Source organism: Rhodococcus sp. G-MC3 (assembly GCF_030063335.1).
In the GTDB taxonomy this organism is placed as follows: domain Bacteria; phylum Actinomycetota; class Actinomycetes; order Mycobacteriales; family Mycobacteriaceae; genus Rhodococcoides.
In genome coordinates, this window is sequence record NZ_JASISW010000067.1 from 1 (window position 1) to 2391 (window position 2391).

Here is a 2391-nt window from a genome sequence, read left to right on the forward strand (position 1 = left end):
CCACATCGTCCCCTTCGACCACCACAACCCGTCAGCAGGCGGCTGGAGCATCGCCTCGAACCTGCACCCCGTCTGCACCTGCCACCACCAAGCGAAAACCACCAAAACCTGGCACACCGTCATGCACCTGAACGGGGTGATCATCTGGACCAGCAACACCGGCCACGTCCACATCACCGTCCCCGACTTCGCCCTGCCCGCTACGGTCACACCCCGCCGCCGACCCGGGCCCGCCCAAGAGTTCGATCCCACCGCGAAAACCTGGTGGGAAAACAACATGACCGCCCACCGCACACCACCGACCGCCGCCGAAGAACGCGCCGCCGACACCGACATCGCCCGCAACCGAATCCGCCGAATCAGACGCAAATTCCGGCAACACAAAGCCATCCAACGACTACGACAACGCTACGCAGACGACCTACAACCCCCACCCTTCTGACGACGTACCGTCCGTTCAGGAAGTCGGCGGTGTGGTGTCGAGAAAATCCCAGAGTTCCTGCTCACGTTCTGTGTCGTAGGACTCGTCGGACGACCGCGTTACTGGGGTGCGATCGACATAGTCGCCGTTGGTCGTCGCAATCGTTCCCAATACGACATCCGCGAGAGCACGCCCCGATCGTGCAGGAGTACTGGCGACTGGTGTCCACGTCATAGCAGGCAGGATTCGTTTCACCGCGAATCGAGACAGGGCATTGGCATTTCGCGCCAGATCCGTCCCCGGCACGAAACCCGGATTGAAGGACACCACATGGGGAAGGCGGCGGGACCACGCGTGAACAAGATAGATTGCGGCGAGTTTACTGGTGGAGTAGGCCGTCCTACCCGCGTGCGCGGACTTCGGATTCGGGAAGGCCTCGGTCCGCGCGAGCCTAGCGACAGACGTCCACGCCGGCGCCGGAACCATCGCAAGGTTGTGGCGAAAATCGCCGAAATGCGTATCACTGACCGTGACAACAACACGGGCAGTCTTTCCGAAGCTGGACTCCAGTCCGCGGAGGACTAGATGGTTCGCCCTCACATTGACTGCGAACGTCGCTTCGATCCTCTCTTCAGTTTCGACAAGATTGTTCGAGTACTGGATCCCGGCGTTGCCGACAAATCCACTCAGCGGGGGGAGTCCGCCGTCTGCGATGGATTCAGCGATCCGTGCAACGGCAGCCCTCGTCGCAGCCCCCGACGCGAGATCCGCCTTGATCAGGGTCGTACGTTTCGAGTGCGCCTCGGCGCCGCGGCCGATGACGACGAGATGCGCGTCCGGATCGCGTCGGAGAATCTCGCCGGCAGCGATCGTGCCGATCCCGCGGCTGGCTCCGGTCATGACAACTGTGTGCGTGGTCGTGGTTTTCATCGTTCGAATCTCGCATCAGTCATGCGTGTGAACCAGTACCCAACGAGACAGTGGGACCAGCAGTACCAGGCTGAAATACGACAACCGAGTAATGATGGTGTCGTGAAACCAGTAGCCAAGGATCTTGGTGACGTGCTGCGGTCGGTGGATTATCTGGTTCGGCTCGAACAGGGCCGCGCAGGACATCCTTCTGCACAGGTGGTCGCATCCCTGGCACGGTCGTTGCAACTCGACCACACCGAACGAGACCACCTGTACCGATGCGCAGGGCTACTCCCGCCTGCTGACGGAAGCATCGACATGCACGTAGCCCCCGGCGTTGCACGTTTGGTGACACGGCTGGGCAACACCCCCGTCGGCGTGTTCAGCGCGCACTGGAACCTGTTGTCATGGAACCCGATGTGGGTTGCCTTGCATGAAGATCCGACAGTTCTGACACCTCCGCAGCGCAATTTGGTCCGAGCCTTGTTCGGCCGAGACGACACCGCGCGCGCGACGTTTCGGCCGTTCCGCTCGTCCAGCGGACTCGGGCATTTCGCCGCTGCACTGGTGGCCGACATCAGATCGGCCGCAGTGACCTACCCGTCCGATCCGACACTCGCAGAATTTGTCGACGAATTACGCACCGAGAATCGGTACTTCGACTCGTTGTGGACGCCCGGCATTGTTGCTGTCCACAAGTCGGACCGAAAGACGATCCAGCATCCGTCGGTCGAGGAGTTGACGCTTGACTGCGATGTGCTGATCGCGCCCGGCTCCGATCTGCGGGTGGTGATCTATACCGCGGCGGCAGGTAGTGCGGACTCGGAGAAGCTGGAGTTCCTTCGCGTGGCTACCGGGGTTGCCGTCTGATTCGAGGGTGCTCACGAGATCCATCTCACACTCGCCTCGGTTGGCTCACACTTCGCCCTCCTGGCAGGTCCCCGATAGTCGGACCACAGCGTTCTAGAGCCGCTTCGGTTTGATCTTCAGTCGATCTCGCAGCCGTCCACCGGTTGGTGGTTGTGGGTGCATTGGGCAGCATACTCAGCCGGGGTGAG

At 61.6% G+C, this 2391-nt stretch carries 2 protein-coding genes and 1 pseudogene; 2 read left to right on the forward strand and 1 reads right to left on the reverse strand.

Annotation, left to right across the window (positions count from 1 at the left end):
- Window positions 1-442: pseudogene (locus QMK17_RS26130) on the forward strand (HNH endonuclease signature motif containing protein); the annotation flags it as partial.
- Between the two features lie 15 nt (window positions 443-457).
- Here the strand turns inward: QMK17_RS26130 and QMK17_RS26135 are convergent.
- Window positions 458-1351, reverse strand: coding sequence for an SDR family NAD(P)-dependent oxidoreductase (locus tag QMK17_RS26135; protein ID WP_283512197.1), 894 nt, complete (start codon window positions 1349-1351; stop codon window positions 458-460).
- A 102-nt stretch (window positions 1352-1453) separates the two neighbouring features.
- Between QMK17_RS26135 and QMK17_RS26140 the strand changes: the two genes are divergently transcribed.
- Window positions 1454-2203 carry a helix-turn-helix transcriptional regulator gene (locus tag QMK17_RS26140; RefSeq protein WP_283512198.1) on the forward strand — a complete coding sequence of 250 codons (750 nt, stop codon included), beginning with the start codon at window positions 1454-1456 and terminating at the stop codon, window positions 2201-2203.
- Window positions 2204-2391 lie beyond the last annotated feature (188 nt).

Bases quoted from the DNA above. Each gene is read 5' to 3' on its own strand.
- QMK17_RS26135 (WP_283512197.1), bottom strand. From the start codon at position 1,351: ATGAAAACCACGACCACGCACACAGTTGTCATGACCGGAGCCAGCCGC.